The 22,748-nt window shown below is 68.3% G+C and carries 19 protein-coding genes and 1 pseudogene; 14 read left to right on the top strand and 6 right to left on the bottom strand.

Annotated features, from left to right (window positions below; all coding sequences use genetic code 11):
• The first annotated feature begins 48 nt into the window (after positions 1-48).
• The 3 genes from ACXJLU_RS24150 (at position 49) to ACXJLU_RS24140 (ending at position 3,114) form a co-directional block, all read left to right on the top strand.
• Positions 49-330 carry a GNAT family N-acetyltransferase gene (locus tag ACXJLU_RS24150; protein ID WP_457335363.1) on the top strand — a complete coding sequence of 94 codons (282 nt, stop codon included), beginning with the start codon at positions 49-51 and terminating at the stop codon, positions 328-330.
• 95 nt (positions 331-425) lie between these two features.
• Positions 426-2,525, top strand: coding sequence for a prolyl oligopeptidase family serine peptidase (locus ACXJLU_RS24145; RefSeq protein WP_457335376.1), 2,100 nt, complete (start codon positions 426-428; stop codon positions 2,523-2,525).
• Between the two features lie 19 nt (positions 2,526-2,544).
• Complete coding sequence (locus ACXJLU_RS24140; protein WP_457335361.1) at positions 2,545-3,114, top strand: DUF924 family protein; 570 nt, start codon at positions 2,545-2,547, stop codon at positions 3,112-3,114.
• A gap of 6 nt (positions 3,115-3,120) precedes the next feature.
• Here ACXJLU_RS24140 and ACXJLU_RS24135 read toward each other — a convergent pair whose 3' ends face one another.
• The gene (locus ACXJLU_RS24135) at positions 3,121-3,279 is read right to left on the bottom strand and encodes a DUF3309 family protein (RefSeq protein ID WP_047511341.1); all 159 of its coding nucleotides are present in this window, start codon (positions 3,277-3,279) and stop codon (positions 3,121-3,123) included.
• A gap of 257 nt (positions 3,280-3,536) precedes the next feature.
• Here ACXJLU_RS24135 and ACXJLU_RS24130 point away from each other — a divergent pair, with 257 nt between their 5' ends.
• Both ACXJLU_RS24130 and ACXJLU_RS24125 read left to right on the top strand, forming a co-directional pair.
• A complete protein-coding gene (locus ACXJLU_RS24130; protein WP_457335358.1) occupies positions 3,537-5,078 on the top strand; it encodes a methyl-accepting chemotaxis protein in 1,542 nt (513 codons plus the stop codon).
• A gap of 89 nt (positions 5,079-5,167) precedes the next feature.
• Complete coding sequence (locus ACXJLU_RS24125) at positions 5,168-6,886, top strand: hypothetical protein (RefSeq protein ID WP_457335356.1); 1,719 nt, start codon at positions 5,168-5,170, stop codon at positions 6,884-6,886.
• A gap of 158 nt (positions 6,887-7,044) precedes the next feature.
• Here the strand turns inward: ACXJLU_RS24125 and ACXJLU_RS24120 are convergent, their stop codons facing one another.
• The 3 genes from ACXJLU_RS24120 to ACXJLU_RS24110 form a co-directional block, all read right to left on the bottom strand.
• On the bottom strand, positions 7,045-7,725 hold the full coding sequence (locus tag ACXJLU_RS24120) for an OmpW/AlkL family protein (RefSeq protein WP_457335354.1): 681 nt from the start codon (positions 7,723-7,725) through the stop codon (positions 7,045-7,047).
• A 27-nt stretch (positions 7,726-7,752) separates the two neighbouring features.
• Positions 7,753-8,910, bottom strand: coding sequence for an SGNH/GDSL hydrolase family protein (locus ACXJLU_RS24115; RefSeq protein WP_457335352.1), 1,158 nt, complete (start codon positions 8,908-8,910; stop codon positions 7,753-7,755).
• A 188-nt stretch (positions 8,911-9,098) separates the two neighbouring features.
• Positions 9,099-10,808 (bottom strand): long-chain fatty acid--CoA ligase, encoded by a 1,710-nt coding sequence (locus ACXJLU_RS24110; RefSeq protein ID WP_457335350.1) that lies wholly within the window; start codon positions 10,806-10,808, stop codon positions 9,099-9,101.
• Positions 10,809-10,974: 166 nt separating this feature from the next.
• On the opposite strand from ACXJLU_RS24110, the gene ACXJLU_RS24105 reads away from it, so the two are divergent.
• Together ACXJLU_RS24105 and ACXJLU_RS24100 are read left to right on the top strand one after the other, a co-directional pair.
• Complete coding sequence (locus ACXJLU_RS24105; RefSeq protein ID WP_457335348.1) at positions 10,975-12,471, top strand: PQQ-dependent sugar dehydrogenase; 1,497 nt, start codon at positions 10,975-10,977, stop codon at positions 12,469-12,471.
• A gap of 188 nt (positions 12,472-12,659) precedes the next feature.
• The gene (locus ACXJLU_RS24100; RefSeq protein ID WP_457335346.1) at positions 12,660-14,972 is read left to right on the top strand and encodes a PQQ-dependent sugar dehydrogenase; all 2,313 of its coding nucleotides are present in this window, start codon (positions 12,660-12,662) and stop codon (positions 14,970-14,972) included.
• A gap of 188 nt (positions 14,973-15,160) precedes the next feature.
• Here ACXJLU_RS24100 and ACXJLU_RS24095 read toward each other — a convergent pair whose 3' ends face one another.
• The gene (locus ACXJLU_RS24095; protein WP_457335344.1) at positions 15,161-16,747 is read right to left on the bottom strand and encodes an alkaline phosphatase D family protein; all 1,587 of its coding nucleotides are present in this window, start codon (positions 16,745-16,747) and stop codon (positions 15,161-15,163) included.
• A gap of 240 nt (positions 16,748-16,987) precedes the next feature.
• Here ACXJLU_RS24095 and ACXJLU_RS24090 point away from each other — a divergent pair, with 240 nt between their 5' ends.
• The 7 genes from ACXJLU_RS24090 (at position 16,988) to ACXJLU_RS24060 (ending at position 22,005) form a co-directional block, all read left to right on the top strand.
• Positions 16,988-17,653 carry a hypothetical protein gene (locus tag ACXJLU_RS24090; RefSeq protein ID WP_457335342.1) on the top strand — a complete coding sequence of 222 codons (666 nt, stop codon included), beginning with the start codon at positions 16,988-16,990 and terminating at the stop codon, positions 17,651-17,653.
• Positions 17,654-17,737: 84 nt separating this feature from the next.
• A complete protein-coding gene (locus tag ACXJLU_RS24085; RefSeq protein WP_457335340.1) occupies positions 17,738-18,268 on the top strand; it encodes a 3'-5' exonuclease in 531 nt (176 codons plus the stop codon).
• 121 nt (positions 18,269-18,389) lie between these two features.
• Positions 18,390-19,145: a GntR family transcriptional regulator gene (locus tag ACXJLU_RS24080; protein ID WP_457335338.1), complete on the top strand. Its 756-nt coding sequence runs from the start codon at positions 18,390-18,392 to the stop codon at positions 19,143-19,145.
• 2 nt (positions 19,146-19,147) lie between these two features.
• On the top strand, positions 19,148-19,945 hold the full coding sequence (locus ACXJLU_RS24075; RefSeq protein WP_457335336.1) for a transporter substrate-binding domain-containing protein: 798 nt from the start codon (positions 19,148-19,150) through the stop codon (positions 19,943-19,945).
• Between the two features lie 16 nt (positions 19,946-19,961).
• Positions 19,962-20,621: an amino acid ABC transporter permease gene (locus ACXJLU_RS24070; RefSeq protein ID WP_457335334.1), complete on the top strand. Its 660-nt coding sequence runs from the start codon at positions 19,962-19,964 to the stop codon at positions 20,619-20,621.
• 3 nt (positions 20,622-20,624) lie between these two features.
• Positions 20,625-21,275, top strand: a complete 651-nt coding sequence (locus tag ACXJLU_RS24065) for an amino acid ABC transporter permease (protein ID WP_457335332.1) — start codon at positions 20,625-20,627, stop codon at positions 21,273-21,275.
• Positions 21,262-22,005 carry an amino acid ABC transporter ATP-binding protein gene (locus ACXJLU_RS24060; protein ID WP_073468482.1) on the top strand — a complete coding sequence of 248 codons (744 nt, stop codon included), beginning with the start codon at positions 21,262-21,264 and terminating at the stop codon, positions 22,003-22,005. The genes ACXJLU_RS24065 and ACXJLU_RS24060 overlap by 14 nt, the downstream gene beginning before the upstream one ends.
• Positions 22,006-22,108: 103 nt before the next feature.
• On the opposite strand, the pseudogene ACXJLU_RS24055 reads toward ACXJLU_RS24060, so the two are convergent.
• A pseudogene (locus ACXJLU_RS24055) lies at positions 22,109-22,748 on the bottom strand (hypothetical protein); the annotation flags it as partial.

The following is a 22,748-nucleotide window of genomic DNA, read 5'->3' as shown; positions in this document are numbered from 1 at the left end:
CTCCGGCTGATCTTTCAGCCGTTGAAAACCGTCGTTGGAGAACAGGCCATGAGCAATCCCGTGCTCGTCACCCACAACCCGGCGCAGCAGCGCTTCGAAGCCACCGTCGAGGGCCTGCTGTGCGTGGCCGACTACCGGCTGGCCGGCAGCGTCCTGCAGATGACGCACACCGAGGTGCCGCCGGCGCTGCAGGGCCGCGGCATCGCGGCCGAACTGGTCGAGGCCGCGTTCGACCACGCGATGACCGAGAACCTGAAGATCGATCCGCAATGCTCGTACGTGCGCGCCTACATGGAGCGCCATCCCGAAACCGCGTTCCTGAGGGCCTGAGCTTGACCGACGTCTCCGCTTCCCGCCGCCGCCTGCTCGCAGGCACCGTCGGCGCCGTCGCCACCCCTCTGCTGAGCCTGACCGCCACGCCTGCCATGTCGCAAACCCCTGCCTCCGCTGCGTCCGCCGCTTCATCCACGGTGTCGTCCACCACCGGCGCCCCCGCCGATCCGTTCACCTGGCTCGAAGACGTGCAGGGCGAACGCGCCCTCGCCTGGGTGCGCGAGCGCAACGCCGCCTCGCAGAAAGAGCTGACCGCACGCCCCGAGTTCGCCCCCACGCGCAGCCAGCTGCTCGAGGTGCTGAACGCCAAGGACCGCATCCCGGCCGTCTCGCGCCGCGGCGACTGGCTCTACAACCTGTGGCAGGACGAGAACCACAAGCGCGGCCTGTGGCGGCGCACCACGCTGGCCGAGTACCGCAAGGCCGAGCCGGCCTGGGACACGGTGATCGACCTCGACGCGCTCGGTGCCTCCGAGAAAGAGAACTGGGTCTGGGGCGGCGCCGCCGTGCTCGGGCCCGACTACCGCCGCTGCCTGGTCTCGCTGTCGCGCGGTGGTGCCGATGCGAAGGTGGTGCGCGAGTTCGACGCCGTCACGAAGCAGTTCGTCAAGGACGGCTTCACGCTGCCCGAAGCCAAGTCCGATATCGACTGGCTGGACGACAACACGATCTACGTCGGCACCGATTTCGGGCCCGGCTCGCTGACCGATTCGGGTTACCCGCGCGTCATCAAGCGCTGGAAGCGCGGCACGCCGCTGGCCGAGGCCGTCACGGTGTTCGAAGGCGAGGCCAAGGACGTGGCGGTCAGYGTCAGCGTCGACCGCACGCCGGGCTTCGAGCGCATCGTCTTCAGCCGTGCGCTCGACTTCTACAACAGCCACCAGTTCCTGCTGAGCGGCGACAAGCTCGTCAAGCTCGATGTGCCGGACGACGCGTCGGTCGGCTTCCTGCGCGACACCCTGCTGCTGCACCTGCGCAGCGATTTCCAGGCCGGCGCCGACACCTTCCCCAGCGGCTCGCTGCTGTACGGCGACGCGGCCGCGTACTTGCGCGGCGAGCGCAAGCTGCGCGCGCTGTTCACGCCGACGCCGACGCGCTCGCTGTCGGGCTACACCACCACGCGCGACCACGTGCTGCTGAACGTGCTCGACAACGTGGCGGGCAAGCTGGAGCAGTGGCACAAGGGTGCCGCCGGCTTCACGCGCCGCGAGATCGCCGCGCCCTTCCCCGGCGCGCTGGGCATCAGCAGCCTGCACGACCCGCTGCTGAAGACCGACCCGCTGGCCGAGCGCTACCTGCTGACCTACACCGATTTCCTGACACCCGATTCGCTCTACCTCGCGAGCACCGCGAACGACCAGCGCGAGCTGCTGAAGTCGCGCAACGGCCTGTTCGATTCGAAGGGCATGCGCGCCGAGCAGCGCTTCGCGACCTCGAAGGACGGCACGCGCGTGCCCTACTTCGTCGTGTGGCCGCAAGGCGCCAAGCCTGACGGCAGCAACCCGACGCTGCTGTACGGCTACGGCGGCTTCGAGATCTCGCTGAAGCCGTGGTACTCGGGCAGCTTCGGCCGCGCCTGGTACCAGCGCGGCGGCGTGCTGGTGGTGGCCAACATCCGCGGCGGCGGCGAGTACGGCCCGGCCTGGCACCAGAGCGCCGTCAAGGCGAACAAGCAGCACAGCTACGACGACTTCATCGCAGTCGCCGAAGACCTGGTCGCGCAGAAGATCACCGCGCCGCGCCACCTCGGCATCATGGGCGGCAGCAACGGCGGCCTGCTGGTGGGCGCCACCTTCACGCAGCGCCCCGACCTGTTCAACGCGGTGGTCTGCCAGGTGCCGCTGCTCGACATGCGGCGCTTCCACACGCTGCTGGCCGGCGCCTCGTGGATGGCCGAGTACGGCAACCCCGACGACCCGGCCGAATGGGCCTTCATCTCGAAGTACAGCCCCTACCAGAACGTGCGCAAGGGCGTGAAGTACCCGAAGGTGCTGTTCACCACGTCGACGCGCGACGACCGGGTGCACCCGGCCCATGCCCGCAAGATGGCGGCGTTGATGCTGTCGCAGGGGCACGAGCTGCTGTACTACGAGAACATCGAGGGCGGCCACGGCGGTGCGGCCGACAACGAGCAGCGCGCGCACCTGCAGGCGCTGGAGTACAGCTACCTGTGGCAGCAGCTGGGTCGTTGAGACCCGGCCACTGAAAACGATGGACCCGCGCGCAGCCGAGCTGCTGGACTGGTGGTTCGGGCCGGAGCCCGGGGAGATCCGCGCGCTGTGGTTCACGAAGAGCGCGCAGACCGACCAGGAGATCGCCGAGCGTTTCGGGCTGCTGATCGACGAGGCGCTTGCCGGCGGCCTTGCCGCTTGGCAATCGCTGCCGAACGCCGCGCTCGCGCGCATCCTGCTGCTCGACCAGTTCACCCGCAACGTGTTCCGCGACCGCGAGCGCTCGTTCGCCGGAGATGCACTGGCGCTCGATGCGGCCCGCACGCTGTGCGCCGCCGGGCTCGACGCGAGCCTGCCCCCGCTGCGACGCGCCTTCGTCTACCTGCCGTTCGAGCACGCCGAAGACCTGGCGTGCCAGGACGAAGCGGTGGCGCGCTTCACGCGCCTCGCCCAGGAAGCGCCGGCGCTGCAAGGCATGCTGGACTATGCGCACAAACACCGCGAGGTCATCGCGCGCTTCGGGCGCTTCCCGCACCGCAACCCGATCCTCGGGCGCGCCTCCTCTCCCGAGGAGGCGCTGTTCCTGCAGCAGCCCGGGTCGCGCTTCTAGACGGCTCTAGATTCGTCCCATCAACAGCAAGACGATCAGGATGACCACCACCAGCCCGAGTCCGCCGCTCGGGCCATAGCCCCAGCTGCGGCTGTGCGGCCAGGTCGGCAACGCGCCGACCAGGATCAGGATCAGGACGATCAACAAGATGGTTCCGAGCGTCATGTGGTGCTCCTTTTTCTGGTGAGTGATTCAAGGCCTCCACGGTAAGGAGCCGGCCGGCTTTCCCAAGCGGGCCGACGGCGCGAGCCGCTGTAGTCGCGCAGCGCCACCGGTTGTCGCCGCTGTCCTACATGTTTTGGCCTGCGGCCGGAAGTGATGGCAGAAAAAGCATCTATTCGCCGGATTGGTACGTTCGTCAGTTTTTTACGATGGATCAGGCGCTGCAAGGCCTCGTTGTTCAACTGACAGAAAGCGCTCCGATGAAGCTCAACCACCTCAAACTCGGCCAGCGGCTGGGCATGGCCTTCGGGCTGATTCTCGCGATCACCGCGCTCGTGTCGACGATCGGCGTGTGGCGCCTCGAGACGCTGAAGACGGCCAGCCGGGCGCTGGCGACCACCGAGATGCAGCGCCATGCGCTGGCGGCGCGCTGGGCGGCCCACATCAACCTGAACTGGGTGCGCACGGCAGCGTCGCTGAAGGCGAGCGATGCCACCTACATCGACACGCTGAAGCGCGACATGGACAGCACCTCCGCCGCGATCAGCGAGATGCAGAAGAAGCTCGACGAGCTGGTGCAGGACGAGACCGGCAAGCAGCTGATGGCCGACGTGGCGACGCGCCGCGAGAGCTACCGCGTCTCGCGCGTCGCGCTGTTCAAGCGCAAGCAGGCCGGCGAGGACGTCGGCGCGCAGGTCGACAAGGAGCTGCAGCCGCTCGCGCAGGAGTACCTGAAGGGGCTGGCCTCGATCGACGCCTACATGGACGAGCACCTGGCCGCGAGCCAGGCGCAGACGCTGGCGGTGGCGCTGAGCGGCCAGCGCATCCTGGCCGGCGGCGCGGTGTTCGCGGTGCTGGCCGGCCTGCTGCTGGCCGTGCTCGCGACGCGCTCGATGACGGGCCCGCTGCACCAGGCGGTCGGTTCGGCCGAGGCGATCGCCGAGGGCGACCTGTCCCGACCCATCCACGCCGAAGGGCGTGACGAATGCGCGCAGCTGCTGGGCGCGCTCGGCCGCATGCGCAACCGCTTGTCCGAGCTGGTGAGCGACGTGCGGCGCAATGCCGAGGGCGTGGCCACCGCATCGGCCGAGATCTCGCATGCCAACAACGACCTGAGCGGGCGCACCGAAGAACAGGCGAGCGCGCTCCAGGAAACCGCCGCGGCGATGGACCAGCTGTCGAGCACGGTGCGCATGAATGCCGACAACGCCCGCCAGGCCAACGTGCTGGCGCAGAGCGCCTGCGACGTCGCGGCGCAGGGCGGCGACGTGGTCGGCCAGGTGGTCGACACGATGAAGGGAATCAACGACAGCTCGAAGAAGATCGTCGACATCATCGGCGTGATCGACGGCATCGCGTTCCAGACCAACATCCTGGCGCTGAACGCCGCGGTGGAAGCCGCGCGGGCCGGCGAACAGGGCCGCGGTTTCGCGGTGGTGGCGAGCGAAGTGCGCAGCCTGGCGCAGCGCAGCGCCGACGCGGCCAAGGAGATCAAGGCGCTGATCTCGACCAGCGTCGAGCGCGTCGAGCAGGGCACGCTGCTGGTCGACCGCGCCGGCACGACGATGCAGGACGTGGTGAACTCGATCCGCCGCGTCACCGACATCGTCGGCGAGATCAGCACCGCGAGCAGCGAGCAGAGCACCGGCGTGTCGCAGATCGGCGAGGCCGTGACCCAGATGGACACGACGACGCAGCAGAACGCCGCGATGGTCGAGCAAGGTGCCGCCGCGGCCGAGAGCCTGAAGGCTCAGGCGCAGGACCTGGTGAACACGGTGGCGGTGTTCAAACTGGCGGCGTGAGCCGCCGTTGTCCGGACCCAGTTGACCAAGCATAGGGAACTTTCCAGCTTCCGCTGTGACATAGGGAAAAACTCCCCTACACGGTCAACATGAAACGAGACTATCAGCGCATAGGCGCACCGCGCTCACCCGGCATCCCGGAACCCGAGCAAGCACGCGAAGCTGAAATCTCAAACGATGCATTGCTGCGACAGGAACTGGACCTCACCTTGGCGAGCGCCCGTGAGCGCGACGATCCGATTCCAATCGATGAAGCCAAGCTGAGCGCCTACGCCGAGACACTGAAGGTGAATGCATCAGATGCCGCCGACGTGGCAAATTGGCATCTTCGACATGGCGCATTCTTGAACTTCAAGAATGCCATCGCCTCGGGGCACGTCCATGAGTTGTTCTACGACACCCGAATGGTTCCTCTCAATGCTGATGATCAAACGCGGGCCTTGGAGGAACTGTCGACTGCAGTGCTGTCTCGCATCAACTGGAAATCACTGCAGCTTGGCGCCATCCCTTGCCTGCCCGAGCACAACGCTCATGCGACTGCCCGCAAGGCGCTGATCGACGCGCTGGCGAAGTGCCAGGTCGTTGATGCCCTGCGGCTCCTCGGAAACGCCGGTTCCGATGAATTCATGGCTGCATTGACTCCAGAACACCGGTTCAAGAAATTCGAACTTTCTGTTGGAGTGTCCGCTCCTGCTCTCACGGCACAGAAGTGCCTGGCAGAACTCTGCAGGTTGCTGGAACATGGGCAGATCGCCAATGAGTTGACGCTGCTGACTGCCCCACTCAATGAAAACACACCGGAACTGGAGTCCTTGCGGCAGAGGCTTGCCAGCGCGATTGGCAGAGTCAGGAGACTGCCTTGGCTGGCAGTCTCGAGTGGGATTGATTTGACATTGCCTCTGGTCGAAGCGATCGCAAAGGAAAATGGCCCGCGGATGGATTTTGCAAGTTTCAACGTCGTGGACCTGCCGACTGCAGAACAGGCCCGGCAGCTTGTCGATTCGATGGCATGCATCCTGGGCAAGAACATGCTGACAGGCATGCAGTTGACACTGTCGGATCCGCAAATCCTCACCGTGGAAGACAAGAAAATACTTCTTCAAGCGGCCATCAAATGCACGTCGCTGTGCGATCGCTTCACCCTCGCCAAAACGCGGCGGGAGCTCTTCGGAAAGCGTATCGACTCTGACGTGGAGAACGAAAGCGAACTCATCACAGTAGACATGCCTGACAGACCGACGCGGGCCGACCGTGAAGTGGGCGAATTGATCGTCGCGCTTGAAGCCACGCTCCAGCGCCATCGCAACCGCGCCCTGAAGGGGAACCTGGCATTCGTCGCCGGCGCCGCCGGCGCCATTCCATTCTTCGGATCCGGCGAAAACGTCTTTTCCCATCCGGACATCGGTCTCCATGTCGCGAGCGCGTTGGAATCCACCCCTTCGCGGTACCTGGACTCCTTCAAGGAATACGACTTGTGTGGGCTGCATATGGTCAACCGGGCCGCCCGTGACCGGGCGCCAATCGCGCGCAGCGATTCCTACATGAAGGGGCTTCGGGAACTCCTGAGCGAAGGCCGATCAGCCTACGCATGCCAGAAGGCCATCTTGCGCCTGCGGACCCTGCTCCGGGGAGATGTGCTGATGAAAAGGGACCTGCTCCAAGCCATTCGCGAGATCGGCCAGCGCACGGATGACTTGGCTCTGTTTGATCTGCAAGCGAAACTCGATGTGCCGCGTGAAAAGCTCGATTGGAAGGCGCTGCGCTGGTTCCAGGACATTCGGAAGGTCCGCCTGCTCACCACCCTCTGACCGAAGCAATACGCATCGACTCCGGCGATCCGCTGTCGCGCGTCTGAGGCCAGCTCGGCCGGGAACTTGCACCCCGAAGATCGCGCCCATGCTGGGCGCACAAGCAAGAAGGCCCCGCCACCTTTCGGCGGCAGGGCCTCACCCGACGGACGCCTCGATCAGAAGCGGTAGCCGACGAACACCGCCGTGGTCAGCGGGTCCAGCTTGATGTCGAGCGTCTGCCCTGTCGACAAGGTCGTGGTCGTCTTCAGGAAAGTCTTCAGCACGGTCGCGTCGACGAACCAGTGCTCGTTGAAGCTGTAGCTCGCGCCGATCTGGATCGTCGGGGCAAACTTCGAATCGACCTTCAAGGTGGTGGGATTGCTGGCTGAGCCGCCGGTCAGGCCGGTCAGCGTCGCGGTGCCCTTTTCCTTGTAGAACTTCGCGTAGGTGATGCCGGCGCCGACGTACGGGCGGAACGGCGAGCTCGCCTCCAGGAAGCGGTACTGCCCCATCAGCGTGATCGGCAGCGCCTTGGTCTCGCCGATCTTGCCGACGCCGGCGATCGCGCCGTCACCGTTGATGTCGTGCTTGAACGGCATCGACAGCGGCAGGTCGATCGCGAAGTTGTCGGTCCACATGTAGGTGACGCCGCCGCCGAACTGGGTGCTCGAGTCGACGTCGGCCTTGGTGCCCGGGAAGGCCGGCGAGCTCAGGTCGCCGCTGTCGACCTTCGGCTTGATCTGCACCGCACCGGCACGCAGCAGCCACGAGCCGGCGGATTGCGCGCTGGCGGTGCCGCCGGCGAACAGGCTGGCCACGCAACCGGCCAGCGCGATGCACTTGAATGTCTTGTTCATGGTTGTTGTTCCTTCGTGCATCCGGGTTTACAGCCAGCCCTTGGTGGCCAGGCTCCGCGCGATCAGCTGGCCCAGCAGCTGGTGGGCGAACGGCGTCGGGTGGAAGCCGTCGGCGAAGGCGTAGCTCTTCCACCAGTTCGTGTCGGTCACGCCGGTGGGCGGATGGGCCTGCAGGTAGGCCTCGGTGCAGGCGGGGAAGGTGTAGGTCGGCAGGCCGTCGGCACCGGGCGTCGCATCCGCCGGGCACACCGGCGTCTTGACGTTGCTCAGGCTGTACTGCGCCGGAATTGCCACCTCTTCATTGAACGAGGTGTAGAAGTCGACCACGACGACCTTGCCGTTGCCGGCGTAGTGCGTGGCGAGTGCGCCGTTGAACGCCTCGATCCATTGCTTGAACATGCCCTCGGAGGCGGCGCGAGCTGCGGCGCCTGCCGTGCCGCCGCCATTGCCAAGGGCGATCCGATCGAGCACGGCCTGGAAGCGCGGCGTGTTGGTGACGCCGGGCATGTTCAGGATGGCGACGTAGTTCGCGCCCTTGCCCAGGATGCTGGTGTCGATCGCGGTGGAGAACTTCGTCGCCAGCGCCGCCATGTACTGGCCGCCCAGCACCGGGAAGGCTGTCGGGGCGGCGGCATCGATGGCCGCGGTGTCGTTGACCAGCACGGTCTTCAGCAGGCCCTTGAAGGTGGCACCGCCATCGGTGCTCGTGCGCAGGTAGGCGCCCACCAGGTCGGCCGCGTCATTGCCGCCGCCGTCGATCAGCGCCAGTTCGCTGGCACCGATGTTGGCCGTCGCGGTGGCGTCCGTCATCTGCTGGATCACCGACAGCTGCGAGGTCGGCGCAGTCGGGTTGTTGATGCGGCTGCCGGCGATCGCGTAGTTGGTGCAGCCGGTCTTCGTGGTGTTCGGCGTGAAGGTGGTGGCACCCGTCGCGGTGTAGTAGTTGCACATCGACGTGATGCCGTAGCTCAGCGCGACGCGCTCGGGGTACACCAGCGCGTCCGACGCCACCGTCGTCTGCACCGTGGCCTTGAAGCCGAAGGTGCCCGAGTCGGCCAAGCTGTCGCCCATCACCTTCACCGAGGTGATGTTGACCTTGGTCGTCGTGTCGCTTCCGCCGCCGCCGCAAGCTGCCACCAGTGCCGCCGCGCCCAGCGCGACGACATTGCGTTTCCATTGATGCATCCGTGTCTCCTGCTTCCCAGTAATGAATCCAGCCGAGGCCGAGGGGGAACGCCGCGCAAATTCAGCACGACCGTTCGATTTTTAAGGTCAGGGCGAATGTTAGGGGCGGAGCAATACCCCTGGCCTGCTGGAAAGCCCGGATACCCTCGCAAAAAAAGCATGGTTCGTGGCCCGGAGGCCCATCCGGTCTACAGCGATTCCTGCTCCTGGAGCACGCGCCACAGCACCTTGCCGGCGCCCGACTTCGGCAGGCTCTCGGCAAAACTCACCAGCCGCGGCGCCTTGTAGGCCGCCATGTGGTCGCGCGCCCAGTCGACGATGTCCTGCTCGCTCGTCACGCCCCGCGCCTCGCTGCGCAGCACCACCACCGCCTTCACCGTCTCGCCGCGGTAGGCGTCGCGCGCGGCGATCACGCAGGCCTCCTGCACCGCCGGGTGCTTGTAGAGCAGCGCCTCGACCTCGGCCGGCCACACCTTGAAACCGCTCGCGTTGATCATCCGCTTCAGCCGGTCGGTGATGAAGAAGTAGCCCTCGTCGTCCATCCGCCCCAGGTCCCCGGTGCGAAAGAAACGCCGGCCTTCGATCTCGATGAAGGCGGCCCGCGTCGCCTCCGGATGCCGCCAGTAGCCCTGGAACACCATCGGCCCGCAGGTGACGATCTCGCCCACTTCGCCGACCGGCATCTCCTGCAGCGTGACCGGGTCCACCACCCGCGAGTCGACGCCGAAGATCGGGATGCCCAGGCACTGCAGCTTCGCACGCTCCGGCGGGTTGGCATGGCTCGGCGCCGCGGTCTCGGTCAGCCCGTAGCCCTCGGCGAAGGTCAGGCCGAACTCCGCCTGCAGCCGCTCGGCCACCGCCTGCGGCATCGCCGCGCCACCGCCGCTCAGGTAGCGCAGGCTCGACAGGTCGAAGCGCTTGTAGTTGGGGCTGCCGAACAGGTCGATGATCATCGTCGGGATGCAGGTCCAGTGCGTCGGCCGGTGGCGCGAGATCAACCGCCCGGCCAGCTCGCGGTCCCAGCGCGGCATCAGCACCGTCGTGCTGCCGTTCCAGACCGGCCCGAGCACGCCATAGACCATGCCGGTGATGTGGAACATCGGCACCACGCCCAGGCTCACCGTCTCGGCGCCGGCGTTGCCCCAGCAGCCGCCCACCGTGTTCGACATCAGCGTGCGGTGCGTGTGCATGCAGCCCTTCGGCAGCCCGGTGGTGCCCGAGGTGTAGGGCAGCAGCGCGAGGTCGTCCGGCTGCGCGGTGTGCGGGCCGGGCGCGTGGCGCTGCGCGAGCGCATCGGCCCAGCGGGTGTAGCGCTCCGACGTGCCCTCGGGCAGCGGCGGATCGGCGCGCAGCCAGGCTTCCATCGCCGGCGGCGGGGCGATGTCGGCATCGATCGCGTCGGGCAGCGCGTCGGCATACCGCAGCACCAGCACCTCGCGCAGCCGCTGCGCCTCGGGCAGCCTGGCGTTCGCCTGCGCGACGAAGCCGGTCAGGTCGGCGCTGCAGATCGCGACGCGCGCCTCGGGGTCGGTGATGTAGTGACTGAACTCCTCGGCCTTGTTCATCGGGTTGACCGGCACGACGACGGCGTTGGCACGCAGGATGCCGTAGTACGCCGCCACGTACTGCGGGCAGTTCTGCAGGTACAGCGCGACGCGGTCGCCGGCCCGCACGCCGGCCTGCTGCAGCCAGCCGGCCACCTGCTCGGCCTGCGCGTGCAGCGTGCGGAAATCGAGCGCCCGGCCGAAGAACAGGTAGGCCGGCTTGTCCGGAAAGCGCTGCGCGGTGACCTCGAGGTTGAACCACAGCGTGGTCGACGGGATCGCCAGCGCGCGCGGCAGGCGGCGCGGCCAGATCGTGTGGTGCGGACGCGGTGGAACTTCGGGCAACGGGTTCACGGCAGACCTCTCCTGGAGACCGGCAAGGTATACCGCGCCGCACCGGCAAGGCCTACGGCGTCAACCCGCAGCAGCCCTGTCGCTCAAGTGACAACCGAGGTGACATAGGCGGCCGGACCGGGAACGCCGTTTGCCCTCCGGTCGCACCACTCACGGGGAGACTGTCATGGCGAATTGGCGATCGGCGATCGGATGGATGGTCCTGGGCAGCGGATTGCTGCTCGCAGGCTGCGGCGGAGGAGGTGACGCGCGCAGCGACGCCACGGCCGGCGCGGGCGCGGCGACCGAAGGACCCCAGGTGGCAGACGTCACCGCCGCCGACACGCAGCCACCGACGCTGGTGCTGAACACCCCGGCCGACCTGGCCGCCAACCTGACCGGCCGCATCGACATCACGGCCGACGCGAGCGACGACGTCGGCATCGCCGGCGTCGAGTTCCAGATCGACGGCGCGCTCTGGGGTTCCGACGACACCAACCCGCCGTACATGACCAGCATCACGACGACCCGCCTCACCACCGGGCAGCACGTGATCCGCGCCCGCGCACGCGACACCTCGAACAACCGCTCCGCGTGGGTCACGCGCACGGTGCAGTTCGGCAACGACGTGCAGGTGCCCGAAGGCTTCGCGAAGACGGCCCTGGTCGGCGGACTGACCGGCGCGACGGCCTTCGCGCAGGCGCCCGACGGCCGCATCTTCGTCACCGAGCAGGCGGGCACCGTGCGCGTGATCAAGAACGGCGTGCTGTTGCCGACGCCGTTCGCGACGCTGGCCAACATCACCTCGGGCGGCGAGCGCGGGCTGGTCGGCATCACGCTGCACCCGAACTTCGCGACCAACGGCTGGGTGTACGTGTACTACACCGCCACCGACGGCGGCACGCACAACCGCATCAGCCGCTTCACCGCGAACGGCGACGTGGCCGCCGGTCCGCCGACCGCGCTGTTCGGCCTGCCGACGCTCACCACCACCATGCACAACGGCGGCGCGATGCATTTCGGCCCCGACGGCAAGCTGTACGTGGGCGTCGGCGACAACGGGCTCGGCGCGCCGGCGCAGGACCGCAACAGCCTGTTCGGCAAGCTGCTGCGCCTGAACGACGACGCCACCATCCCGACCGACAACCCGTACTACGCGACCAACACCGGCAACGCCCGCGCGGTGTGGGCGATCGGCTTGCGCAACCCGTTCACCTTCGCGGTCCGCCCGAGCGACGGCCGCATCCACATCAACGACGTCGGCCAGAACACCTGGGAGGAGATCGACGTCGGCGCCGCCGGCGCCAACTACGGCTGGCCGAACTCCGAGGGGCCCGACAACATCACCGCCGGCGTCACCGCGCCGCTGTTCAGCTACCGCCACACGGCCGCCACGCCGCCGGGCAGCGGCGTCGGTGGCTTCATCATCGGCCGGTGCATCGCCGGCGGCGCGTTCTATCCGGTGGGCGGAGGCTTCGCGGCCCTCTTCCCGGCGCGCTTCCAGGGCAATTACTTCTTCGCCGATTTCACGACGCACGAGATCAGCCGCGTCGATCTCGCGAACGGCAACGCCGTCTATGCGTTCGCGAAGACGGTCGGCGAACCGGTCGACATGCGCGTGGCCACCGATGGGGCACTGCTGGTGCTGACGCGCAACAACATCGTGCGCATCGCGCCGATCTGAGCGTATTCGCGATACATCGGCGCGCCATCGATACCGGTTTTCGATGGCTCGCCCCCACGCTCACATCGGGCGCGAAGCAGCGACACAATGCGCGACATTCCTTGCGGCGGCGACACACACCGGCGCAGGGACATCGCCCCATGCTGTGCCCCAAGCACACACGCGCCCACACGCGACCCGAGGATTCCATGGCCCCACTTTCTTCACCCTTCCTGAACACGGCCCGGCTGGCCGCGCTGACCTGCAGCCTGCTGCTCGTTGCCTGCGGCGGCGGCAGTGGCGGCGACAGCCCGCCGGCCCCGCCCGTCGGCAACTCACCGACCGCGCGCATCGACAGCCCCACCGAAGGCACGACCTTCGCGGCCGGCGACACCCTCACCTTCACCGGCAGCGCGACCGACCCGGAAGACGGCACCTTGCCCGCCGGCTCGCTCACCTGGTGGGCCGACCTGCACCACGACGCCCACAACCATCCGTTCCAGCTGCAGACCCCCGGCGCAAGCGGTACCGTGACGATCCCGGTGCGCGGCGAGACCTCGTCGAACATCTGGTATCGATTCCACCTGAAGGCCACCGATTCGGCCGGCAACGTCAACGAGGTCACGCGCGACGTACAGCCGCGCAAGGCGCAGGTCACGCTCGTGACCGTGCCGGCCGGCCTGCAGTTGACGATCGACGGCCAGCCCGTGACCGGACCGAACACCTTCACCGGCGTGGTCGGCATGGAGCGTGACATCGAAGCAGCCACGCAGACGCTGAATGGGCGCAGCTATGGCTTCGCCACCTGGAGCGACGGCGGTGTTGCGAAGCACACCATCGCGACGCCGGCCGCCGACACCACCTACACCGCAACTTTCACCGACCTCGGGCCGGTGACGAACCAGCCGCCGACGATCACGCTCGCGGCCGCGGCCACCGGCACGGTCGGCACCGCGATGACGCTCACGGCCACCGCGGCCGACCCGGACGGCACGGTCGCGAAGGTCGATTTCTTCGACGGCGGCACGCTGCTGAACTCGGACACGGCGACTCCGTTCGCCTTCTCGTGGACGCCCGCCACGGCCGGCGCCCATTCGCTGACCGCGCGTGCCACCGACAACATCGGCGCGGCGACCACCAGCACCGCGGTGGTCGTGACCGTCGCGACGCCGCAAGGCCCTGACACGCAGGCGCCGACCATCGCGATCACCGCGCCGGCCAACCTCGCGCCCAACCTGACCGGCACGCTGAACATCACCGCCACCGCGACCGACAACGTCGGTGTCGCCGGCGTCGAGTTCCAGTTCGACGGCGCGGCGCTCGGTGTCGAAGACACGACGGCGCCGTTCGCCGCGAGCGTCGTGACGGCCAACCACGCGAGCGGCCAGCACGTGATCCGTGCGCGCTCGCGTGACGCCGCCGGCAACCGCTCCGACTGGACCGCCGTCACCGTCAAGTTCGGCGGCACGGTCGCGCTGCCGCAGGGCTTCACGAAGAACGAATCCTGGATCGACGGCCTGAGCAACGCGACCGCGTTCGCGCAGGCGCCGGACGGCCGCCTGTTCGTCGCCGAGCAGGGCGGCACGCTGCGCGTCGTCAAGAACGGCGTGCTGCAGGCCCAGCCCTTCGTGTCGCTGACGGTCGACTCGCAGGGCGAGCGCGGGCTGATCGGCGTCGCGCTGCACCCTGATTTCGCGACCAACGGCTGGGTCTACGTCTACCACACGACCACGCAGAACGGCACGCACAACCGCATCACGCGCTACACGGCTGCCGGCGACGTCGCGGCCCCCGGCAATCCGACGGTCATCTTCAATCTGCCGGCGCTGTCGAGCGCGACCAACCACAACGGCGGCGCGATGCACTTCGGCAACGACCGCAAGCTGTACGTGGGGGTCGGGGACAACGCGCGCGGCTCGCCGGCGCAGGACAAGACGATGCTGTGGGGCAAGCTGCTGCGCCTGAACGACGACGGCACGATCCCGACCGACAACCCGTTCTTCGCGGCGAGCAACGGCGCGGACTTCGGCGCGGTGTGGGCCTACGGCCTGCGCAACCCGTTCACGTTCGCGGTGCGCCCGAGCGACGGCCGCATCCACATCAACGACGTGGGTGAGGTCACGTGGGAAGAGATCGACGTCGGCACCGCCGGCGCGAACTATGGCTGGCCGGGTTCCGAGGGCAACGAGCGCGTGACCGCCGGCATCACCGGTCCGCTGTTCACCTACAAGCACGGTGCGACCAATCCGGAGGGCAACGGCGCTGGTGGTTTCTTCGTCGGCCAGTGCATCGCGGGCGGCGCCTTCTACCCCGCCAACGGCAACTTCCCGGCGATGTACCGCGGCAGCTACTTCTTCGCCGACTACGTGACGCATGTCGTCGGCCGCGTCGACCTGGCGAACGGGAACGCCGCCTACGCCTTCGCGAAGCTCGACGGCGACCCGGTCGACATGCTGGTGGGTGCCGACAACGCGCTGTACATCCTGCGGCGCGGCGGGATCGTGAAGATCTCGGCGAATTGAATCCGCCACATCCGTTCGCGTTGAGCCGGACCCGCATAGGTTGAGCCAGACCCGTTCGCGTTGAGCTTGTCGAAACGCTGGTGCCAGTGGCAGGGCTTCGACAGGCTCAGCCCGAACGGAGGTTCGGCTCAGCCCGACCCTTCGACAGGCTCAGGGCGAACGGGAACCGGGGTTTTGCACTCGGCCCGTCACGCGGCGGGCAGCGTCTTCGTGAACAGCGTCGCGCCGGTCAGGTCCTTCAGGTTCACCGTGAAGGCCTTCGTCTTCGCGTCGATGTCGACCTGCCCGAAGAACTGGTAGCCCTCGCTCGGTGCGGTGTTCTGCACCGGCGGCGCCTTCTCGTAGACCACCTGCACGCCGAAGGTGGCGTCGGGCTTGTTCGGCCCGAAGCTGCCGGCGTTCAGCGGGCCCGAGATGAACTCCCAGAACGGCAGGAAATCGCTGAACTTCGCGTTGCGCGGGTCGTAGAAATTGGCCGCGGTGTAGTGCACGTCGGCCGTCAGCCAGACGATGTTCTTGATGTTGGCCCGCTTGATCTCGCGCAGCAGCCGCGCGATCTCCAGCTCGCGGCCGAGCGGCACGCCGTCGTCGCCGTTGGCGATCGCCTCCCACTTGTCGCGGCCCTGCGGATCCTTGCCGTCGGGCACCTGCACGCCGATCGGCATGTCGGCGGCGATCACCTTCCAGGTCGCCTTCGAGCGCTTCAGCCCGTCGAGCAGCCACGCGATCTGCGGGCGGCCCATGAACGCGCTGTCGGGCGTCTCGTCAGCCTGCAGGTTCGCGCTGTTGGCACCGCGGTAGCTGCGCATGTCGACGACGAACACGTCGAGCAGCGGCCCCTGCGGCAGGTGGCGGTACACGCGCTCGCTCTCGGCATCCGGCCCGCGGCGCAGCGGCGCGTACTCGAGGAACGCGCGGCTCGCGCGCGCCACCAGCAGCGGCACGTTCTTCTCGGTGTAGCGCGCGTCGCCCGACACGTCCTTCGAATCCGACCAGTTGTTGCTGACCTCGTGGTCGTCCCACTGCCAGATCTGCGGCACCTCGGCCGACAGGCGGCGGATGTTCGCGTCGAGCAGGTTGTAGCGGTAGCGCCCGCGGTATTCGTTCAGCGTCTCGGCGACCTTGCTGACCTCCTCGGTCACCAGGTTGTTCCAGGTCGAGCCGTCGGGCAGCTTCAGCTGCGCGGCGATCGGGCCGTCGGCATAGATGGTGTCGCCGCTGTGCAGGAAGAAGTCCGGGTTCACGCGGCGGATCTGCTCGTAGATCTTCATGCCGCCCCAGCCCTCGTTGATGCCGAAGCCCTGGCCTGCCGTATCGCCGCTCCACGCGAAGCGCACATCGCGCAGCGGCTTGCCATGCGAGGCTGCCGGCAGCCGCAGGTGGCCCGGCATCGGCTCGGACAGCACGCGCTCGTTGTGCAGGTCCTGCAGCACGACGCGGTAGAACACCTCCTGCCCGGCGGGCAGGCCCGTCAGGTCGAGGCGGCCGGTGAAGTCGGAATCCTCCAGCAGGTGCGGCCCGCGCACGCGGTTCAGGTTCGCGAAGCTCGCGGTGCTCGACCACTCGACCCACAGGCGCGCCGGCCGGTCGCTGCGCGTCCAGACGATCGCGCTGTCGGCCCGCGCATCGCCCGACTGCACGCCGGACGGGAACTGCGGGCGCATCGCGTCGCGCGTGATCACCGCAGGAGCGGCCGACTGACCAGATGACAGGCCTGGCAGTGCCCCCGCACCGGTGAGCAGCAGGGCTTTCGACAACAGGGTCCGGCGGTCCATTCGATCCATCCTCGGTGATGCATGAAAGCGCGCAGTCTGCGGCGCCCGTGTGGCAGCTTCATGAACCGATCCGGCACGTCCCTCCCTAGTCGGCAATCGCGCAGACATCGTGCAGGTCATGCATTTCGCAGAACGCGACATGAACAACTTGTATGGCTGGGCGTGAGCCACTTTGCCGACGTTCTCATACGCTTGTGAAGCGGCCGATGGCGGGCCCGCGAAGTTCAGGGAGAAGCCAACATGAATCACCGCTCTGCATTGTTGAACGCATGGGCCGCCGGCGCCGCGTGGGCCTGGGTCGCCGGCCGGTTGACCTGGCGCCTGGCGCGCAGCCGGCTGGGCCGCATGCGCACCCTGGTGCCGCCGATCGGGCTGCTGCTCGGCAGCGCCTTCACCTGCCTGACGGCCAACCGCCTCGGCCTCAGCGACGCGGCAGCGGTGCTGATGCTGCCGGGCGACCTCGGCCCCGGAGGCCGCGGCACCGACGACATGATGCTGTTCTGGACCTTGTCCTACGCGCTGTTGCCGCTCCAGGTGGTCGGGCTGCACGAGGTGGCGATGCGCGGGAGCCTGATCGATCAACTGCGGCCGCTGGCCGTGCGCGCCTCGCAGCAGGGGCCGGGTTGGCGGAACCTGCGCGGCGCTGCCGCGGCCATCGCCGTGCTGGCGCTGCTCGGCATCGGGAAGATCCTGTTCGGCTCCACCGCGCAGGGCCCGGTGGTCCACGCGCCGGGCGCGCTGGCGACCTTCCTGGTCGTCAACTGGCTGCTGCTGCACCTGCTGATGGCGATCGTCACGCTGACGACCATGTTCTTTGCGGCCTGCGGCACCCACGCGACGGGCCACCGCGACGCGACCGATCGCCACCGCCGGCACCCTGCCGATTCGCGGCACGCCCCGGGTTGAAAGGCAGGCCATCCCCGGGCTTCTCCCGGGATCGGCCGATGCGCCGAATGCCTAAGCTGGCACATGGCCCTCGTGCAGCCCTTCATGTCCTCCGCCACCGCGCTCGCCCCCGCGCCGTCGTCCGCGGGCGCACCGGCCATCCTCGACATCGAGGCCTCGGGCTTCGGCCGCGACAGCTACCCGATCGAGGTCGGCTACGTGCTGGCCGACGGCAGCAGCTTCTGCAGCCTGATCCGCCCGGCGCACCACTGGACGCACTGGGATTCGGCCGCCGAGCAGGTGCACCACATTCGCCGCGAGACGCTGCTGGTGCATGGCCGCCCCGTTCCCGAGGTCGCGCAATGGCTGAACGACCAGCTGCACGGCCTGACGCTCTACAGCGACGGCTGGGCACACGACTACCCCTGGCTCGGCGCGCTGTATGAAGAGGCCGGCCTGGTGCCCAGCTTCCGGCTCGACAACCTGCGCTCGATGCTGTCCGAGCGCGAGGCACGCGACTGGTATGAGACCAAGCAGGCGGTCAGCAACGAGCTGCAGCTGACCCGGCACCGGGCCAGCGCCGATGCGCGCCTGCTCCAGAAGACCATCCTCCGCCTGCGCGAGCGCGCCGCCTGAGAGCCCGCAGGCCCGGCGCTTGCATACAAGCCTGTAGCACCCTCAGCCGGTGCTGTTCGAGCGCCGGAACGCCTCATTTTGGTGAGCCGGCTTGTATGCAACCGATCCATGCCTCCTGCTGGTGCCTGCCATCCGCCACAAGCCCCACCAGATTGCCGACCGCATCGTCGACGCGATCCTCGCGCGCAAGCTCGCGCCCGGCGCACGCCTGGGCGAGCAGCCGCTCGCCGACCTGTTCGGCGTCAGCCGCACCATCGTGCGCGAAGCCCTCACGCGGCTGGCGGCGCGCGGCATGGTCGAGGTCAACTCGCGCCGCGGCTGGTTCGTCGTGCAGCCCTCGCCCGAGGACGCACGCGAAGCGTTCGCCGCGCGGCGGCTGATCGAGACCGGGCTGCTGCAGTCGCTCGACGCACCGCTGGCGGGCGTGCCCCTGCAGCGCCTGCAGGCGCACGTGGCGCAGGAGCAGGCCGCGGTGGCGGCCGCCGATGCGGGTGAACGCAGCTTTCTGCTCGGCGACTTCCACGTCTGCCTGGCCGAGTGCGCCGGCAACAGCACGCTGGCCGAGATCCTGCGCGACCTGACCGCCCGCACCACGCTGATCGCGGTGCTGTACCAGTCGAACCACGAGGCTGCGCAGTCGTGCGCCGAGCATGCCGAGATCGTCGCCGCGCTCGAACGCGGCGATGCGGCGGCCGCGGCCCGGTTGATGCTCAGTCACATCGACAGCGTGGCTGCGCACCTCGATCCGAGCCTGGCCGTCGACCCGCTGGCGTCGCTGCGCAGCGCGCTGTCGCCGGTGGGAACCGGCAAAAGCAAGGCACAGCCCTTGCATACAAGGCCCGAAGCACCCCCTTCCTCGTCCACCCCGGAGTACTGACGATGAGCCACCGCGCTTTCCTGAAAACCCTCGGCCTGCTGGCCGCCGCCCCGCTGCTGTTCGCGGCCTCCGTCGCGCAGGCGCAGACCGCGCTCGACGAGGTACTGGCGAAGAAGCTGATCACGATCGCGATCCCGACCGACTACCCGCCGTACGGCTTCGTCGGCACCGACCTGAAGCCGCAGGGCCTGGACGTCGACATGGCCACGCTGATCGCCGCGAAGCTGGGCGTGAAGGTCGAGCTGGTGCCGGTGACGAGCTCGAACCGCATCCCCTACCTGCAGACGAAGAAGGCCGACCTGGTGATCTCGACGCTCGGCAAGAACCCGGACCGCGAGAAGGTGATCGACTTCACCGCCGCGTACTCGCCGTTCTTCCAGGCGGTGTTCGGCCCGAAGACGCTGGCGGTGAAGACGCCGGCCGACCTCGCCGGCAAGAGCATCGGCGTGACGCGCGGCGCGATGGAAGACCAGGAGCTCGGCAAGATCGCGCCGTCGGGGCTGGACGTGAAGCGCTTCGAGGACAACAACGTGACCGTCTCGGCCTACGTGTCGGGCCAGACCCAGCTGATCGCCACCGGCGCCTCGGTGGCCGGCGCGATGATGGCGAAGAACCCGCAGCTGGGCACCGAGTTCAAGCTGCTGCTGAAGGATTCGCCGAACTTCATCGGCGTGGCCAAGGGTGAAGACAAGCTGCGCGCGAAGGTCAACGAGATCATTGCCGATGCGAAGAAGAGCGGCGAGCTCGACAAGATGGCGGTGAGGTGGCTCGGCCGCCCGGCCGGCGACCTGCCCCAGTAAGCAAACCGCGTCCGCCATGATCAGCCTCGACTTCCCGGCCGTGCTGGCCGAGTGGCCGCTGATGGCCAAAGGCGCGGGCATCACGCTCGCGCTGACCGGCATGTCGGCGGTGTTCGGCCTCGCGCTCGGCGTGGCCTGCGCGTGGGCGCGGCTGCACGGTGGGGCGGGGCTGCGCTTCGTGGCCGGCGCGTATGTGGAGCTGATCCGCAACACGCCGTTCATCGTGCAGCTGTTCTTCCTGTTCTTCGGGTTGCCGAGCCTGGGCGTGCGCCTGTCGCCCGAGGCCGCGTCGGTGCTCGCGATGGTGATCAACCTCGGGGCCTATGCGGCCGAGATCGTGCGCGCCGGCATTGCCACCACGCCGCGTGGCCAGATCGAGGCGGCGCGCAGCCTGGCGCTCAGCGAAATGCAGGTGTTCACGCGCGTCGTGCTGCCGCCGGCGCTGAAGCGGGTGTGGCCGGCGATGGTCAGCCAGATCGTGATCGTGATGCTGGGCTCGGCGGTGTGCGGGCAGATCGCGACGGCCGAGCTCTCGCATGCGGTGAACCTGATCCAGGGGCGCAACTTCCGGGCGTTCGAGGCCTTCATCGTCGGCACCTCGATCTACCTGGTGCTGTCGATCGCGCTGCGCCGGCTGCTGAACTGGATCGGCCCCCGCTTCATCTTCGGAAGGTAGCCGATGGTCGAGTTCACGCTGTGGGAGATCCTGCGCAACCTGCTGCTCGCGCTGCGCTGGACGGTGGCGCTGTCGCTGGTCGCCTTCATCGGCGGCGCGATCGTCGGCCTCGCGCTGCTGATCGCGCGGCTCGCGAAGCTGCCGGGCGCCGAGCGGCTGGTGTCCGGCTACGTGCAGCTGTTCCAGGGCACGCCGCTGCTGATGCAGCTGTTCTTCCTGTTCTTCGGGCTGTCGGGCCTCGGGCTGTCGCTGTCGAACTGGACCGCCGCGGCGATCGCGCTGACGCTCTACAGCAGCGCGTTCTTCACCGAGATCTGGCGCGGCTGCGTCAACGCGGTGCCGAAGGGCCAGTGGGAGGCGTCGACCGCGCTGGCGATGGACCTCGGCGAGCAGCTGCGCCACGTGATCGGCCCGCAGGCGCTGCGCGTGGCCGTGCCGCCGACGGTCGGCTTCGCAGTGCAGATCATCAAGGGCACCGCGCTCGCGTCGGTGATCGGCTTCGCCGAGCTGACCAAGACCGGCTCGACGATCGCCAACGCGACCTTCCGTCCGTTCACCGTGTTCGCGTTCGTCGCGCTGCTGTATTTCGGGTTGTGTTTCCCGGTGTCCCTGTGGGCCCGTTCGCTGGAGAGAAAACTGCATGGCCACGCCTGAAGTCATCGTCGAGATCGCCGCGCTGCGCAAGCGCTTCGGCACGAACGAGGTGTTGAAGGGCATCGACCTGTCGGTGACGCGCGGCGAGGTGATCGCGATCATCGGCAAGAGCGGCTCCGGCAAGAGCACGCTGCTGCGCTGCGTGAACGGGCTGGAGCAGTTCCAGGAAGGCACGCTGACGGTCGACGGCCAGCCGCTGCTGTACGGCAATGCCGCGGCGATGCGCGCACTGCGCCAGCGCGTGGGCATGATCTTCCAGGGCTTCAACCTGTTCCCGCACCTGAGCGTGGGCCGCAACGTGATGCTGGCGCCGACGCTGGTCAAGAAGACGGCGAACCCGGACTGCACCGCGCAGGCGCGCAAGCTGCTGGAACGCGTCGGGCTGGCCGAGAAGTTCGATGCGCAGCCGGAGCAGTTGTCGGGCGGTCAGCAGCAGCGCGTCGCGATCGCGCGGGCGCTGGCGATGGAGCCGGCGGTGCTGCTGTGCGACGAGATCACGTCGGCGCTCGACCCCGAGCTGGTCGGCGAGGTGCTGCGCGTCGTCGAGACGTTGGCCGATGAAGGCATGACGCTGCTGATGGTCACGCACGAGATGAACTTCGCCCGCAAGGTGGCCGACCGCGTGGTGTTCATGCATGCGGGGCGCATCCATGAGGTCGGGCCGCCGGAGCAGGTGTTCGGCGCACCGCAGACGGCGGAACTGAAGCAGTTCCTGTCGGCGCTGCACTGAGCTTCATCTCGGCGGACGAGCGGGCCGAGCGCCGGGCCGCCCCAAGCCGGCCCGCGTCCCCTCGGGGGACCGTCCGGCGTACTCGCCGGATGAGGGGTGGTCATCAGCCGCCGCTCAACTCCTTGCGCTTGCGCTCGTCCTCGAGCTCCCTCGCTCGCACGCAGTGCGGGTGATCGTGGAACGCGGGGTTGGTCTCGCACTCGCGCAGGATGCAGGTCAGGCGCGCGAGGAACTTGCGCGCGCCGCAGGCTTCACCGGGCGTCTTCGGGCCGACAGCCTCGGCGGGTGCGGCAGCCGCGKGCGCCGTGGCCGCCGTCGGCTGCGCGGTCTGGGTCGTGGGCGGCAGCTCGGCAACGGCGGTCTTCGGTTCGGCTCGGCGCTTCGCTGCTGCGGCCGCCTTGGCATCGGCCTGCGGCGAGGCCGCGGGCTCGGACGCTGCGCCGTCAGCCGCCGCAGGCAGTGCCGCCACGGCGGGCTCGACGACTGCGGCCACCGGCGCGGACGCCGGCGGCTCGATCACTGCCATCGCGGCGGGAGCCGACGCTGCCGAGGGCTCGGCATAGGTCGGCGCCACCTCGGGCTGGCCGCGCCCCTTCATCGCGAACACCGCCGCGATCGCCAGCACGGCAACACCGGCGATGCCGGCGATCAACACGCCGCGGCGCTTCGGCGATTCAGCGGCCGGTGGCGCTGCGGCATCCCGGCGCGGTGCGGCGGGCGGAGGTGCCTGCACCACCGGCGCC

The sequence above is a fragment of the Rhizobacter sp. P5_C2 genome (assembly GCF_054049715.1).
Note: the sequence above shows the minus strand (reverse complement) of the source record. Positions and strands in the feature narration are given on the sequence as shown.